This is a genomic window from Vibrio sp. Vb1574, from assembly GCF_033338675.1.
Genome location: NZ_JAWOTC010000446.1, coordinates 1 through 1056, shown reverse-complemented (window position 1 = coordinate 1056; position 1056 = coordinate 1). Strand labels below are relative to the sequence as shown.

Here is a 1056-nt window from a genome sequence, read left to right as displayed (position 1 = left end):
TCGATCTGACGAGCCTTTACTTGGCGGTTACTTGAAATTAATTCTTCAAGCCATGTTTGGTGGCCTTGTTGAGCCAGTTGACGAGCGACCAGTGTCGCTTCTTCAGATAATGCCATTTTCGCAATAAGAAACTGTTTCACTTCCGGCGATAATGGATTGGATTTGGTGAGTAAGCGAATCGCGTGAGGTTTGAGGCTTGGGTTGATCGTGGCATTCATCAACTGCTGCAAAGAGAAAGCATCTCCTGTATCAGCTAAGCGCTTGAGTTCCTGTTGGCTATTGTAATCGGCGCGCATTCGCCATAGTAAATCGTACATGGCTTTGTCTTGGCTGACTTGCGCCATACGAACGACCACTGCTGTGGACGGTAGCCAACTGGTGACATTCGTTTGAGTTAACTGCGTCGTTAAGGCTTTTAACGCACTTGGCGATAAGCTATCTAGCTCACGAATGAGCAAGGATTCTCTCGTCTGAATTTGTTGAGACGTCCCCGTTAACCACTGCTGCAGGTTTAGCTCTTTTCGTTCAGCTTGCAGCACAAAATCTAACGTGCTTTGGTCTTGTTTCCAACGCTTAATTAAACGACTCGCAATCGCTGGGTAATTGAATGCGGGTACACTGAATTCATAGCCATCGCCTCGCTCCAACATTTGATACGTGGGTGTCAAACGAACTTGCGATTCCACGAACAGTGCCATGCGCGGGGTAAGTATGATGTTTTGCTGTTCTAATTTTTCCAACAGGCGAAAACGCACCACCTCTTGCTGAGGAAAAGCGAGCCGATCGAGGGAAAATTTAAGCGAATCAACCTCATCTCTGACCACGTACTCAAGGAGTTCAGAAACTTTGGTTTGAATTTGAGTATCCTGAAGCCACTGTTCTACCACAGACTCCTGCATTTCCTTCGCAGAAACGGCCACGGGTAGAGTGAGCAGTGACAAGCTCAGGAGTAATGACGACAACATTCCTTGTTGCATGTTAACCTCCCGATAACATTTGTTCTCATTCTGCTGCTTCTATTGATAGAAAGCAATAAAAAAGCCACCATTTTTGTGG

General features: G+C 46.2%; 1 protein-coding gene. It reads right to left on the bottom strand.

Annotation, left to right across the window (positions count from 1 at the left end; all coding sequences use genetic code 11):
* On the bottom strand, nucleotides 1-977 hold a 977-nt coding region (locus R7O12_RS26770; RefSeq protein WP_318127101.1), incomplete at its 3' end, for a hypothetical protein.
* Nucleotides 978-1056 lie beyond the last annotated feature (79 nt).